General features: G+C 72.3%; 10 protein-coding genes. 5 read left to right on the plus strand and 5 right to left on the minus strand.

The features are described 5' to 3' along the window. Positions 1–20: 20 nt before the first annotated feature. Complete coding sequence (locus tag ACIBK5_RS13895) at positions 21–803, plus strand: adenosylcobinamide-GDP ribazoletransferase (protein WP_399019264.1); 783 nt, start codon at positions 21–23, stop codon at positions 801–803. Between the two features lie 83 nt (positions 804–886). Further along, positions 887–1492: an RDD family protein gene (locus tag ACIBK5_RS13900; protein WP_399019266.1), complete on the plus strand. Its 606-nt coding sequence runs from the start codon at positions 887–889 to the stop codon at positions 1490–1492. Here ACIBK5_RS13900 and ACIBK5_RS13905 read toward each other — a convergent pair. From ACIBK5_RS13905 to ACIBK5_RS13925, 5 genes are all read right to left on the minus strand, one after another. Next, positions 1452–2234, minus strand: a complete 783-nt coding sequence (locus ACIBK5_RS13905) for an endo alpha-1,4 polygalactosaminidase (protein WP_399019267.1) — start codon at positions 2232–2234, stop codon at positions 1452–1454. The two genes, ACIBK5_RS13900 and ACIBK5_RS13905, sit on opposite strands and share 41 nt — an antisense overlap. Beyond that, positions 2231–2890, minus strand: a complete 660-nt coding sequence (locus ACIBK5_RS13910) for a spherulation-specific family 4 protein (RefSeq protein WP_399019269.1) — start codon at positions 2888–2890, stop codon at positions 2231–2233. The genes ACIBK5_RS13905 and ACIBK5_RS13910 overlap by 4 nt, the downstream gene beginning before the upstream one ends. Beyond that, positions 2887–4392 (minus strand): hypothetical protein, encoded by a 1506-nt coding sequence (locus ACIBK5_RS13915; protein ID WP_399019271.1) that lies wholly within the window; start codon positions 4390–4392, stop codon positions 2887–2889. Before ACIBK5_RS13915 ends, ACIBK5_RS13910 begins: the two co-directional genes overlap by 4 nt. After that, a complete protein-coding gene (gene pelF / locus ACIBK5_RS13920) occupies positions 4389–5909 on the minus strand; it encodes a GT4 family glycosyltransferase PelF (protein WP_399019274.1) in 1521 nt (506 codons plus the stop codon). Before pelF ends, ACIBK5_RS13915 begins: the two co-directional genes overlap by 4 nt. A gap of 126 nt (positions 5910–6035) precedes the next feature. Continuing rightward, positions 6036–8069: a hypothetical protein gene (locus tag ACIBK5_RS13925; protein ID WP_399019276.1), complete on the minus strand. Its 2034-nt coding sequence runs from the start codon at positions 8067–8069 to the stop codon at positions 6036–6038. Between the two features lie 354 nt (positions 8070–8423). Between ACIBK5_RS13925 and ACIBK5_RS13930 the strand changes: the two genes are divergently transcribed. The 3 genes from ACIBK5_RS13930 (at position 8424) to sucB (ending at position 13478) form a co-directional block, all read left to right on the plus strand. Beyond that, positions 8424–9950 carry a leucyl aminopeptidase gene (locus ACIBK5_RS13930; RefSeq protein WP_399019277.1) on the plus strand — a complete coding sequence of 509 codons (1527 nt, stop codon included), beginning with the start codon at positions 8424–8426 and terminating at the stop codon, positions 9948–9950. Between the two features lie 292 nt (positions 9951–10242). Next, positions 10243–11631, plus strand: coding sequence for a dihydrolipoyl dehydrogenase (gene lpdA / locus ACIBK5_RS13935; protein ID WP_399019279.1), 1389 nt, complete (start codon positions 10243–10245; stop codon positions 11629–11631). A 62-nt stretch (positions 11632–11693) separates the two neighbouring features. Further along, a complete protein-coding gene (gene sucB / locus ACIBK5_RS13940) occupies positions 11694–13478 on the plus strand; it encodes a 2-oxoglutarate dehydrogenase, E2 component, dihydrolipoamide succinyltransferase (RefSeq protein ID WP_399019281.1) in 1785 nt (594 codons plus the stop codon). Positions 13479–13547: the final 69 nt, after the last annotated feature.

Here is a 13547-nt window from a genome sequence, read left to right on the forward strand (position 1 = left end):
CCGGCCGGTAGCCTGCGCCGGTGCCCGCAACCTCGCCCCTCGACGGTCTCCGCTTCGCCTTCGGCACCCTGACGGTGTTCCCGGTCCGGGTGACCCGGTGGGACCGGGAGGCCGCGCGCGGCGGCATGCTCGGCGCTCCGCTGGCGGGGCTGGCCGTCGGCGTGGCCGCCGCCGCCGTCGGGCTGGTGCTGCTGTTCCTCGGCGCGGGCGGGCTGCTCGCCGCCGTGGCCACCGCCACCGTGCCGGCCGTCCTCACCCGGGGGCTGCATCTCGACGGGCTCGCGGACACCGCCGACGGGCTGGGCAGCGGGAAGCCCGCCGAGGACGCGCTGCGGATCATGAAGCAGTCGGACATCGGGCCGTTCGGGGTCATCACTCTCGTCCTCGTCCTGCTCGCGCAGGTCGCCGCCCTCGCCCAGGCCTACGACGCCTCCTGGGCCCGGGGCGCCTTCGCGGCGGTCGTCTCCGCGACGGTCGCCCGGCTGGCGCTGACCATGGCGGCCCGGGACGGGGTGCCGGCGGCCCGCCCGGAGGGGCTGGGGGCGGCGGTGGCGGGCGTGGTGCCCCTGCGCGGGGCGCTGCTCACCGCCGTCGGCGTCACGGGGGCGGCGGCAGCGGTGAGTGCTTGCTGGGGGCCGTACGACGTGGCCCGGACCGTGTGCGCGGTCGTCCTCTCCCTGGCCGCCGCCGAAGCGCTGCTACGGCACTGCACGCGCCGCTTCGGCGGGGTCACCGGTGATGTGTTCGGCGGGCTCGCTGAGACGGCGGCGACGACGGCGCTGGTCGTTCTGTCACTGGGCTGAAACGATCTCCTCGTCGCCCTCCTGCCCCGGCCGTCCAGCCGCTAGCTTCGTCCCCCGAACACACAAGTCATCGGGGGATGTTCATGCCGAAGCTGCGCCGTGCCGTGGCCTGGTCCGTCGACTTCGCACTGGTGGTGGCGCTGGCCTCGGCGCTCGCCGTGCTCACCTTCCACCGGATATCGGCGCTCGTCACCGACGTGCCCGAGCTGGCCACCCGCGGCGGCTTCGACCTGCTGACCTCGCGCGGTGACGTCGTCGACGCCTCCCAGGACCTGGGGCTCACGCTGTGGAACAAGTCGGTGCTGTATGTCGAGCAGGCCTTCGGGCTGCTGGTGCTGACGGTGTTCCTCTACCAGTGGGGGTGCCTGGCGCTGGCCGGGCGCACGGTCGGCAAGGCCCTGGCCGGGCTGAGGGTCACCCCGAGCCTTCCGCGCCGGGCCGCGCGGCGGGCCGCCGTCACCACCACGGCGGACGTCGCCGTGTACGCGGTCGCCTGCGTGCTGCTGGTCGAGGGGCAGGTCGTGCTGTCGGTGCTGGTGTGGGCGGTCGCGGTGGCGCTGTTCCTGCTGAACGCGCTGCCGGTCCTCTCCCCCGGCCGGCGTTCCCTCGCCGACCGGGTGGCGGGCACGGCGGTCTCCGGTGCCGGGTTCAGCAGGCCTGTCGCCACACCCCCAGTTCGTACTTCTTGAGCAGCGAACTGAGCTTCAGGCGGCGGGACTCGGCGCAGAAGCGGCGGGTGGGCACCTCGTACTCGACGTGGAAGACGGCCTTGCCGGCGTCGACGAACGGCTTCAGGGCCGCGCACTCGCCGTACTGGGCGCACTGTTCGTTGACCGCGAAGTCGAAGTCCCCGACCAGCTCGGGGATCTGGTCCAGGTCGTTCTTGAGGCCGACGGCCAGGCCCCGGTCGTGGGCCAGGCGGGCGATGAGGCGGTTGTAGCGGAGCTGGTCGGCGGCCTTCAGCGGGAAGCCCGTCTCGTTGCGGTAGCCGTCCATGTTGTCGGGCTCCACCGCGTCGAAGCCCTTGTCGCGGCACATGTCGATGCGGGCCGCCATGAGGGGCTCCAGGACGTCGGTGCGGCGGATGTCCAGCCAGCGTTCGCCCTTCCAGCCGTTGCCGCGCCCGAGGACGGACTTCGGGAACTTCCCGGCATCCGGGCGGAACTCCTCCCAGGCGCCGGTGGACAGATAGCAGATGACCTTGCGGTCCTCGCGGTGCAGGCGGGTGACGGTGGCCTCGGAGTGGTCGAAGCCGTCGATGTCGTAGACCGGGACGTCGACGGAGGTGTCCAGGCGCCCGCTGAGCTGCCACTGCCAGGCGGTGCCGGGCCGTGGCTGCCAGCGCGGGCCCGGTTTGTCGTCGGCCTCCTTCTGGGCGCAGCCGGCGAGCAGCAGGACGAGCAGGGCGACGAGCAGGGACGTGCGTCTCACGGGGTGTTCTCCGGGTGGTGCAGGGTGTACGGCAGTGTGCCCCAAGGATGATCGCCGCTGCCGGGCACCGCACAGTGCACCGCCGCGCCCCGCGCCCTGGCCAGGCCCTCCGGGTCGGCGTCGGGCGGCACGTCGTACACCAGGTGGCACAGCCGTACGTCGGCGCCGCCGGGCCACGGCTCGGGGCGCAGCGCGCGGTACGACGCCCAGGTGCCCTCGAAGGTGACGAGGACGTCGGCGATGCGGGCGTAGCAGGGGTGCGGTGCCGTGCCGTGGTTGAGGACGAGGGTGCCGCAGCCGACGCCCCAGGCGGCCACCGCCAGTCGCTGGTAGTACTCGAACTGCTCGGGCCCGGAGGGGACCTGGTCGAGGAAGGCGCCGTCGGTGCCGTACCAGTCGCGGTGCCGGGTGAGGTCGCGGACGACGTCGGTGGTGGCGCGGCGGCCGTAGCCGGTGTCGGCGTACCCGAGCACCCGGACGCCCGCGCCCCGCAGCCGGGCGGCGACCTCGGCGAAGGCCGCGTCGGGGCGGCCGCCGGGCCCGCTGGCCGGGTTGAGGACCACCCCGTAGAGGCGGGGCGCGGCGGCCACGATCGCCTCCCATTCGGCGGGGCGTACGGACGGGTGCTCGTAGTACGGGACCAGGAGAGTGCTCATCGGTGGGCTGTTGCCCTCCCCAGCAGGGCGCACACCAGGGCGCCTTGGACGACGGTCGCCGTGCCGTACACGGCAAGAGCCGCCGGGTGCGGGTCCCCGGTGTGTGTGACGAGGAGCAGGGTCTGGGCGAGGGCCGCGGCGCAGCACACCGCCGTCGCGCCGGTCACCGCGCCGAACGACTGGAGCAGCAGACCCGTCCAGAGCACCACGCCCAGCAGAAGCAGCACCGCCAGCCGAATGCCGCCGGGGGCCGGGGAGTGCGGCCACAGGGCGGAGGCGGCGATGCTCAGTAAGAGCAGGGTGGCGAGGTAGGCGGCCAGGCATGCGACGACGGTGAGGACGGTGGTGCGCCGGAAGGCCCCGGCGGTGCCGCTGGAGCGCAGGGCGGCGAGGCTGTCGCTGCGGAACCGATACAGCAGCCACTCCGCTGGGCCCATGCTGAGGGTGAGGGCCACGGCGGCAGGGGCGGCGACCGCGCTGCCGGTCTCACCGGCGAGGACGTCGCCGAGGGCCGCGTACAGCACGAGGACGCCGGTGGCGAGCCCGAACAGGGCGTACGGCAGGGAGTCCGTGAGCCGGGGCCCGGCGGGGCGCCGGGGGGCGGCGCCGGACGCGCCGAAGGGCAGCAGGGCGGCGAGGCCCGCGGTCCACCCGCCCTCCTCCTTCACGGCCGGTGCCACTTCACGCGCGGCGAGGGCCGCCACGGCCGCCAGGGAGCCCAGTAGGAGAACCAGGCTCACGGCCTCCGGCAGCGGGTCGGCCAGGGAGAGGACCGCGCCCGTCGCCATCGGCGCGAGAGCGGCCAGCAGGAGCCGTTCGCGGCCCATCACCAGCAGGACGGTCGCCGCCGCCAGATAGCAGGACTGCCCGGCGGCGAAGACGACCACCGCCGGGGCCGCGCCGGCCGCACAGGCCAGGGAGACCAGGGAGCCGAGCAGGGCTCCGGCCGGGGCGCCGAGCAGTAGGGCGCGCCGGGCGGCCGTCCGGTCGCCCAGCCCCAGCCACGCGTACGCCCGGTGGGCGAGGCCCTGGTTCCACGTCCAGCCGCACAGGGCGCCGGCGAGCAGCGGGACCGTGCCCGGCGGGAGGCCGAAGTCGTGGTCGCCGGCGAACAGGGGTGCGCCGAGGACATAGGCGAGGCCGGGCAGGGCGAAGACGACGCCGCGCAGCAGACAGCCGAGCAGACTGGTCCGCCAGGGGTCGGGCACCGGGCCGTCGGGCTCGGGGTAGCGGCGTTCGACGCGTTCGTAGAGGGTCTCGGCGAGCGCGAAGGAGTTCTTGACGCCGTACCGCTCGCGTATCTGGTCGTCGGAGAGGCCGTCGGACTCCAGCAGGGCGGCGATCTCGTCCGGGTGGACGGCCGCGGCGATGAAGTCCTCCAGCCGGGCGGCGAGTTCGTCGACCGGGTCGGGCCGGGCCCAGCTCGGCGTGGCGCGCTGCCGGGGGATGTACGGGAGGGTGTCCGGGCGGGAGCCCGGGGGGAGCCAGACGCTGCCGCTCACCGGCCGGCCCCGTCCGCCGCCCCGGCGTACCAGGGGTCGCGCAGCTCCAGGGTCCAGTCGGCGACCGTCTCCAGCGTGGGCTCGTACACCTCGTCCTCGCCCGCGAGTTCCTTGTAGACGGTGCGGAACGCGTCCACCGAGCGGCGCAGGGTAAACCGGTCGATGACGCGCTGGCGCGACAACGCACCCAGTTCCAGGCGCCGTTCGTCGTCCTTGAGCAGGGTCAGCGCGGCGGCGGCCATCTTCTCCGGCTCGCGCGGGGGCACGACCAGGCCCGTGTCGCCGACGGCCTCGCGCACCCCGCCGACATCCGTCGACACCGTCGTACGGCCGCAGGACATGGCCTCGATGATGGAGAACGGGAAGCCCTCGGAGATCGACGACAGCATCACGACGTGCCCGGCGGCGTAGGCCCGCCAGACCTCGGTGATACGACCCTCGAAGGTCAGGCCGTCGGTGACGCCCAGTTCGGCGGCGAGCTTCTCCAGCCGGGTGCGGTAGGCCTCGCCGCCGGGCGGGACCGGGCCGAAGAGCCTGAGCCGGGTCGCGGGGATCTCGGCACGCACCATCGCGTAGGCGCGGATCAGGGTCTCCAGGTCCTTGATGGGGTCGATCCGGCCGCACCAAGAGAGGGTGGGTACCTCGGGCTCGGGTCCGGCGTGCGGGAACGCGGCCGGGTCGACGCCGTTGTAGACCGTGCGGATCTTGCCGGCGTCGGCGCCGCCGCGCTCCTCCCAGCGGCGGTTGTACTGGTTGCACGGGGTGATCAGATCGGCGGCGCGGTAGCCGTACGAGTTCAGCTCGCGGTAGAAGCCGAGCATGAACGCCTTCACGGGCCAGCGCTGGGCGTCGCGGCGGTAGCCGAGGTAGCGCTCGCGCAGATAGATGCCGTGCTCGGTGAGCAGAAACGGTACGCCGTCGAGGTGGCGGGCGGCGAGCGCGGGCAGGGTCGCGAGGCCGCTGCTGACGGCGTGGGCGACGGAGTCCTCCGGGACGCGGACGCCGAGCGGGCGCAGGGCGTGTTCCAGCAGGTCGGTCGCGGTCAGCGCGTCGTGCACGGTGGGCCGTGCGGCGGCGGTCGGCAGATGCGGCATCGTCCAGATCCACATCAGCGACCGCAGCGCCGACTCGGTGCGCAGCGCGGCCGACAGGCGTCCGTCCCGGGCGAGTTCGGCCAGCTCGTTCAGGGACGTGCCGAAGTCGGTGGGCGAGCCGGGGTCGAGGAAGGAGAGCAGGAAACGCTCGTAGGTGTCGGTGAAGCGGCGGCGGGACTTGCCGTAGGGGGGCCTTGCGCGGCCGGGGCGGGGGCCCCAGGTGGGGACCGAGGTGTGTGCGTAGACGTTGGGCGGGAGGTCCCAGGTGACGGGTTCACGGCCGTTGCCGGTGAGGGAGACGATGTGGAAGTCGACCTCCGGCATGCCCTTGACGAGTTGGTCGCACCAGGTGCTGACGCCGCCGTGGACGTGTGGGTAGGTGCCTTCGGTGAGCATGGTGACATGACGGCCTGTTCGCCTCATGCGGTGTTTCCCCCTGTGGTGCGGATCGTGTGCGGGGAGCTGCTGCCCGGATGCCGAGTGCGGGTCCGTCGTGGCTGGTCGCGCCCCGCGGCGGAGCCGCATGTCAGATACAGCCCCGCGCCCCCTTTACGGGAGCCTCAGCGTGAGCGCCGACTGGAGTGCTGCCGGGGTCGTCCAGGCCGAGCGGGAGCCCGCGTACGGGGTGCCGAAGGCCGTGGTGCCCAGCAGGAGTTGCTTCTTCGTGCCCTCCGGGGCGGTCAGCGGGATCTGGGTGCCGGACGGGGCCGTGACCGTGACGGTGGTGCCGATGCGGTACGCCGTCACGCGGCCGTTCGTCAGGGCGGTCTGCCAGGCGGCGCGGCGCTGTACCTCGGTGCCGATGGCGCTGTGCCGGGGGTTCTCCAGCGGGGTGCTGTCGGCGAACAGTGCCCGGTAGTCGGCGAGCACCTGCTCCATGACCGGGTAGAGCAGCCTGTCCTCGGCCAGGTTGGACTGGTGCGCGTAGTGCGGTCTGGGGTCGCCCGCGAGGGCGTGGCCGAGGGCGGTGCGCGCCTCCTGCGGGACGATGTGCTCGGCGTAGCCGGTGGTGGTGTCGAGCGGCTCGTCCAGACAGGTCGAGGTGGGGTTGTCCTCGCAGACGCCGCTGCCGCCGTCACCGCGCGAGGTGTAGATCCAGTTGTACTCGTCGGCCATCTCGGCCGCGGTGCCCACGTTGTAGTACACGTTCATCGGGTGGCGCGGGACGGTCAGCGCGTTGCCGACCGCCCGCTGCCCGGGCTCGCGGGAGTTGTCCGAGGCGATCCACCTGACGCCGGTGTCGGCGAGGGCACCGGCCAGGTTCGGGTTGTCGGCGGGCTGCTGGGGCAGCGTCTTCAGGCCGGAGTGCTCGCCGGTGACGAGTTCGGCGCGGTCGACGGGGAGGCCCTTGCCCACGGCCCAGTTGTGGTTGTCGCGGATCTGCGCGGCGATCTCGGCGCGGCTCATGTACTTCACCGAGCCGTCGGCGTTCTTGGCGCAGCTCCACGGCACGCTGGAGGTGTCCTGGACGCAGCCGAGGAAGGGGTGCGTGTAGGTGTGGTTGACCCAGCGGTACTGCGCCTTGTCGGCGAGCAGCCGGTCGGTGAGGGCGTCGGTGCCGCCGTGCTCGGTCTTCCACTCCTCGCCGGAGCCGGCGTTGTAGACCATGTCCATGGTGAAGCCGTGCTCGCGCTGCCACTGGGCGGCGTAGGCGGCGTCCTCCGCGGTCATGCGGATCGGCGTGGTGCCCTCGCCGTCGCCGCCCGCGCAGTCGAAGTCGCCCGGGGTGCAGTCGCGTTCGGTGTCCCAGCGGCTGTCCGGGGCGAACACGTCGTCGACGTGCACCGCGAAGGAGTTGCGGGTCTGCCCCAGGTGCACGCCCTGGGTGAGCCACTCGACGATGCCGCGGGCGAGCAGCCGGAACTGCTGCTGGTCGCTGTTGTAGGCGAAGGTCACGACGAGTTCGCGGCGGCCGTCGTGGGCGTACTCGCCGACGAGGCTGCCGCGGCCGGTGCCGCCGGGCACGGGGATGTCGACGTAGCTCGTGAAGCCGGGGCGGGGCCGGGCGGCATAGCCGTAACTCTCCTGCACGGCCGGGGCGTTGTCCTCGAAGCGAAACGTTCCTTCGAGGTAGCCGAACCGGCTCGCCTTCCCGGCCGCGGTGACGGATGCCTCGCGTCCGTCGAGGGAGCCCGCCCAGCCGCCCTCGCTGGTGTAGTCGAGGCCGACCTCCGGGTGCGCCCAGGTGTAGGCGTCGACCTGCGGGATGCCGTACGTCCGCTCGTACGTCTCCAGGGCGGTCTGCTCGGCGGAGCCCGCCCCGAACGGGGCCTCGTTGGGCAGGACGACGCCCTGGTACTTGGCGCGGGGTCTGCCGTTCACCGTGTCGCTCAGGAACGACTCGGTGATCCTCGGGCGGCCGGAGTCGTTCAGGTCGACGGTGGTGTACGGGACTCCCGTGTCTCTGAGCTGAGCGGTGACGGCCTGGACGGGGCTGTCGCCGTTGTCCACCACGAGCACCTTGAGATCGATGCGTGGTTCCTCCGCGGCCGCCGCCCCGGGCGCCACCGCCCCGGCCGTGATCATGCCTGCCGCCGTCATCGCGGCGGCCGTGTTCCGCCAGGTGCGCGCACGCTGCGCCATGGTTCCTCCCCCAGAAGATCCCAGAGATCCCCTTGCGGTCGAACAGAGGCCGAACAGAGGAGGATCAGTGAAAATCATGCAAAGCGGAGAGCGGGACTCTCGCCGGATCCGGGCGAGTGTGACCGAGTTCACCGCCATGCGGGATCAAGAAATGGCTACTACGCGACCGACAGGTGAACACCCGCAGTAATGAGCGAACGCGACCACGCGCGTAGTCTCGTCGTCGAGTGTTCGCCGCACCGGGGAAGGCCCCGTGATCGCCAGACCCGGAGTCGGAATAGGGTCGGCTCGGGCCCGGTCGACCCACACCGTTCGACCATCGCAACTTCACATCGGAAGCGAGATTTCACCACCGTGACTGCTCTCACTCTCAGCACCGCCGCGGCGCCCGGTCTGCGGGCCGACGCGATCGTGATCGGTGTCGCCAAGGGCGCCAAGGGGCCGGTCGTCGCACCGGGCGCCGAGGCCGTGGACAAGGCGTACGACGGCAAGCTCGCCGGCGTCCTGGAGACTCTCGGCGCCTCCGGTGCCGAGGGCGAGATGACGAAGCTGCCTGCACCGTCCGGCTTCAAGGCACCGCTCGTACTGGCGGTGGGCCTGGGCGCGGTGCCCGAGAAGGACGCCGACTACGACACCGAGGCCCTGCGCAGGGCCGCCGGCGTCGCCGCCCGTGCCCTGACCGGGACCAAGAAGGCCGCCTTCGCCCTGCCGCTGACCGACGCCGCCGACGCCGGCGCGATCGGCGAGGGCGCGCTGCTCGGCGCGTACTCCTTCGACGCCTACAAGGACAACGGCAAGGACGCCAAGGCGAAGAACGGCAAGGCCCCTCTCGCCGAGGTCGCCCTGCTCGGCGGCAAGCCCCGCGACAAGGCGTACAAGGCGGCGATCGAGCGTGCCGCCGCCGTGTCCGAGGAGCTCAACCGCGCCCGCGACCTGATCAACACCCCGCCGAACGACCTGAACCCCGAGGCGTTCGCCGCGGTCGCGCAGGCCGCGGCCAAGGAGCACGGCATCAAGGTGCAGGTGCTCGACGTGAAGGCCCTGGAGAAGGGCGGCTACGGCGGCATCCTCGGCGTCGGGGCCGGCTCGGCGGCGGGACCGCGCCTGGTGAAGCTGTCGTACAGCTCCTCGAAGGCGAAGAAGCACCTCGCCTTCGTCGGCAAGGGCATCACCTACGACTCGGGCGGCATCTCGCTGAAGCCGGCCGGTCACAACGAGACGATGAAGTGCGACATGAGCGGCGCGGCCACCGTGTTCGCCGCGGTCGTCGCCGCCGCCCGGCTGGGCCTGGAGGTCAACGTCACCGGCTGGCTCGCCCTGGCCGAGAACATGCCCTCCGGTTCCGCGACCCGTCCGGGTGACGTGCTGCGGATGTACAGCGGCAAGACGGTGGAGGTGCTCAACACCGACGCCGAGGGCCGGCTGGTGCTGGCCGACGCGCTGTGGGCGGCCTCCCAGGAGAAGCCGGACGCGATCGTCGACGTGGCGACGCTGACCGGGGCGATGGTGCTGGCGCTGGGCAACCGGACGTTCGGGATCATGGGCAACGACGACGCGTTCCGCTCCGCGGTGCACGAGGCCGCGGAGGAGGTCGGGGAGCCGGCGTGGCCGATGCCGCTGCCGGAGCACCTGCGCAAGGGGATGGACTCCCCCACGGCCGACATCGCGAACATGGGCGAGCGGATGGGCGGCGGGCTGGTCGCCGGGCTGTTCCTGCGCGAGTTCGTGGGCGAGGGGATCACCTGGGCGCACCTGGACATCGCGGGGCCGGCCTTCAATGAGGGCGGGCCTTTCGGGTACACACCGAAGGGCGGCACGGGGTCGGCTGTGCGGACGCTGGTGCGGCTTGCCGAGCTGACGGCTTCGGGTGACCTTGGCTGAGTTCGCCTCCTAGCTCGGGCTCGCCGGTTGTGTGGCGAGTGCGGGGGCGTGGGGGCTGGTCGCGCAGTTCCCCGCGCCCCTTGCAGGGGCGACTCCCCTCGGGGGGCGTCTCTCATCTGAACGTGGGGCGTCTCACACAGCAGCCCGGCGTCTCTTTGTGTGTCGACAAGTGCGAAGATGGGGCTCGGCAGGACAGGGCCCCACCGAAGGGCCGAAGAACGAGCGGCCGGACACCAGCCGCCTGCCGGTCAGTGAAGACCGGCGTACGGCGCACATGCATGGAGGACGTGACGTGGCGAACGACGCCAGCACCGTTTTCGACCTAGTGATCCTCGGCGGTGGCAGCGGTGGTTACGCCGCGGCGCTGCGCGGGGCGCAGCTGGGCCTGGACGTCGCCCTGATCGAGAAGGACAAGGTCGGCGGGACCTGCCTGCACCGGGGATGCATCCCCACCAAGGCTCTGCTGCACGCGGGCGAGATCGCCGACCAGGCCCGCGAGAGCGAGCAGTTCGGTGTGAAGGCCAGCTTCGAGGGCATCGACATCGCCGGCGTCCACAAGTACAAGGACGGCGTGATCTCCGGCCTGTACAAGGGCCTGCAGGGCCTGGTCGCCTCCCGCAAGGTGACGTACATCGAGGGCGAGGGCCGGCTGTCCTCCCCCACCTCCGTCGATGTGAACGGCCGGCGCGTCCAGGGCCGCCATGTGCTGCTCGCGACCGGCTCCGTGCCGAAGTCGCTGCCCGGCCTGGAGATCGACGGTGACCGCATCATCTCCTCCGACCACGCCCTCGTCCTGGACCGTGTGCCGAAGTCGGCCATCGTCCTCGGCGGCGGTGTCATCGGCGTCGAGTTCGCCTCCGCCTGGAAGTCCTTCGGTGCGGACATCACGGTCATCGAGGGCCTGAAGCACCTCGTGCCGGTCGAGGACGAGAACTCGTCCAAGCTGCTCGAGCGCGCGTTCCGCAAGCGCGGCATCAAGTTCAACCTGGGCACGTTCTTCGAGAAGGCCGAGTACACCCAGGACGGTGTCAAGGTCACCCTCGCCGACGGCAAGGAGTTCGAGGCCGAGGTCCTGCTGGTCGCCGTCGGCCGCGGCCCGGTCTCCGCCGGCCTCGGCTACGAGGAGCAGGGCGTCGCCATGGACCGCGGCTACGTGCTGGTCGACGAGTACATGCGCACCAACGTCCCGACCATCTCCGCCGTCGGTGACCTGGTCCCGACCCTCCAGCTCGCGCACGTCGGCTTCGCCGAGGGCATCCTGGTGGCGGAGCGTCTGGCCGGTCTGAAGACCGTTCCGATCGACTACGACGGTGTCCCGCGGGTGACGTACTGCCACCCGGAGGTCGCCTCCGTCGGTATCACCGAGGCCAAGGCCAAGGAGATCTACGGCGCGGACAAGGTCGTCGCTCTGAAGTACAACCTCGCGGGCAACGGCAAGAGCAAGATCCTGAACACCACGGGCGAGATCAAGCTCGTCCAGGTCAAGGACGGTGCCGTGGTCGGCGTCCACATGGTCGGTGACCGCATGGGCGAGCAGGTCGGCGAAGCCCAGCTGATCTACAACTGGGAGGCGCTGCCCGCCGAGGTCGCGCAGCTCGTCCACGCCCACCCGACGCAGAACGAGGCGCTCGGCGAGGCCCACCTGGCCCTGGCCGGCAAGCCCCTCCACTCGCACGACTGACCCCCTCGGTCGAGAAGCGACGACACAGACTTCCGCACTTTCCGTAAGGAGCAACCGAAACCATGGCGGTTTCCGTAACCCTTCCGGCGCTCGGCGAGAGCGTCACCGAGGGCACTGTCACCCGCTGGCTGAAGGCCGAGGGTGAGCGCGTCGAGGCCGACGAGCCGTTGCTCGAGGTCTCGACCGACAAGGTCGACACCGAGATCCCCTCCCCCGCAGCCGGCGTCCTTTCCTCCATCAAGGTCGCCGAGGACGAGACCGTCGAGGTCGGCGCCGAGCTGGCCCTCATCGACGACGGCAGCGGTGCGCCCGCCGCCGCCCCGGCCCCCGCCGCGGAGCAGGTCGCCGAGCCCGCTCCCGAGCCGGCCCCGGCCGCCCCGTCCACCGAGCAGGCCGCTCCGGCGCCCGCTCCCACCGCCGACGCCGCCGCCGGCGGCGGCTCCGCCGAGGGCACGGACGTGGTCCTGCCCGCGCTCGGCGAGTCCGTCACCGAGGGCACCGTCACCCGCTGGCTGAAGTCGGTCGGTGACAGCGTCGAGGCCGACGAGCCGCTGCTCGAGGTCTCCACCGACAAGGTCGACACCGAGATCCCGGCGCCCACCGCGGGCACGCTGCTGGAGATCGTGGTCGGCGAGGACGAGACCGCCGAGGTCGGTGCCAAGCTCGCCGTCATCGGCGTCGCGGGTGCGGCTCCGGCCGCTGCCCCGGCGCAGGAGGCCCCGGCCGCTCCGGCCCAGCCCGAGCCCGCCCCGGCTCCGGCCCCGGCGCAGCCCGCCCCGGCCCCGCAGGCTCCGTCGGCTCCGGCCCCGCAGCAGCAGGAGACCCCGGCTCCCGAGCCGGTTCCGTCCGCTCCGGCGCCCGCCCCGGCTCCGGCCCAGGCCCCGGCCGCTCCGGCCGCCGCCAAGCCGGCCGACGACGGCGCCTACGTCACCCCGCTGGTGCGCAAGCTCGCCGCGGAGAACGGCGTCGACCTGGCCGGCGTCAAGGGCACCGGCGTCGGCGGCCGTATCCGCAAGCAGGACGTCATCGCCGCCGCCGAGGCCGCGAAGGCCGCCGCCGCTGCCCCGGCTCCGGCCGCGGCCGCCCCGGCCGCCTCGAAGAAGGCCCCGGTGCTGGAGACCTCGCCGCTGCGCGGCCAGACCATCAAGATGCCGCGGATCCGCAAGGTCATCGGCGACAACATGGTCAAGGCCCTGCAGGAGCAGGCCCAGCTGTCCTCGGTCGTCGAGGTCGACGTCACGCGTCTGATGAAGCTGCGCGGCCGGGCCAAGGACTCCTTCGCGGCCCGTGAGGGCGTGAAGCTGTCCCCGATGCCGTTCTTCGTCAAGGCCGCAGCCCAGGCGCTGAAGGCGCACGCGCCGATCAACGCCAAGATCAACGAGGCCGAGGGGACCATCACCTACTTCGACACCGAGAACGTCGGTATCGCGGTGGACTCCGAGAAGGGCCTGATGACCCCGGTCATCAAGAACGCCGGTGACCTCAACCTGGCCGGTATCGCCAAGGCCACGGCGGAGCTCGCGGGCAAGGTCCGCGCCAACAAGATCACCCCGGACGAGCTGTCCGGCGCGACCTTCACCATCTCCAACACCGGTTCGCGCGGCGCGCTCTTCGACACGATCATCGTGCCGCCGGGCCAGGTCGCCATCCTCGGCATCGGCGCCACGGTCAAGCGCCCCGCCGTCATCGAGACGGAGGAGGGCACGGTCATCGGCGTCCGCGACATGACGTACCTGACCCTGTCCTACGACCACCGCCTGGTGGACGGCGCCGACGCCGCCCGCTACCTGACGGCGGTCAAGGCCATCCTGGAGGCAGGCGAGTTCGAGGTCGAGCTCGGCCTCTGATCTCCGACGCCGCTACGGCAGTACGGTGCCCCCGCTCGGATCATCTCCGGGCGGGGGCACTTGCTTGGG

The organism is Streptomyces sp. NPDC050546 (genome assembly GCF_044457425.1).
Classification (GTDB): domain Bacteria; phylum Actinomycetota; class Actinomycetes; order Streptomycetales; family Streptomycetaceae; genus Streptomyces.

What these genes read in the sequence shown, in the direction of transcription:
- ACIBK5_RS13900 (WP_399019266.1), top strand. Translation starts at nt 887, where the DNA reads ATGCCGAAGCTGCGCCGTGCCGTGGCCTGGTCCGTCGACTTCGCACTG.
- ACIBK5_RS13910 (WP_399019269.1), bottom strand. Translation starts at nt 2,890, where the DNA reads ATGAGCACTCTCCTGGTCCCGTACTACGAGCACCCGTCCGTACGCCCC.
- pelF (WP_399019274.1), bottom strand. Translation starts at nt 5,909, where the DNA reads ATGAGGCGAACAGGCCGTCATGTCACCATGCTCACCGAAGGCACCTAC.
- ACIBK5_RS13925 (WP_399019276.1), bottom strand. Translation starts at nt 8,069, where the DNA reads ATGGCGCAGCGTGCGCGCACCTGGCGGAACACGGCCGCCGCGATGACG.
- sucB (WP_399019281.1), top strand. Translation starts at nt 11,694, where the DNA reads ATGGCGGTTTCCGTAACCCTTCCGGCGCTCGGCGAGAGCGTCACCGAG.